The organism is uncultured Microbulbifer sp., from assembly GCF_947489355.1.
In the GTDB taxonomy this organism is placed as follows: domain Bacteria; phylum Pseudomonadota; class Gammaproteobacteria; order Pseudomonadales; family Cellvibrionaceae; genus Microbulbifer.
Map to the genome: position 1 here is coordinate 1 of NZ_CANLDD010000249.1, position 222 is coordinate 222.

1 pseudogene is annotated in these 222 nt (G+C 46.8%); it reads left to right on the forward strand.

From position 1 onward, the window contains the following. Positions 1 to 145: pseudogene (locus Q1A48_RS21640) on the forward strand (transposase); the annotation flags it as partial. Positions 146 to 222 lie beyond the last annotated feature (77 nt).

The following is a 222-nucleotide window of genomic DNA, read 5'->3' on the forward strand; positions in this document are numbered from 1 at the left end:
GTCGACGTACTTCAAGTATCCGGAATACGTGCGTACGCCGATTTACACCACCAACGCCGTTGAGGCTGTACACCGCCTGTTCCGCAAGCTAACTAAAACCAAGGGTGGCTTTACCAATGAGAACAGCTTACTCAAGCTGCTTTACGTGTATTAGTTCAGACCAAATCTGACACATCTCCTTGAAAAGAAGGGGTTTACCGGTTTTGATGAAGGTGACAAAAC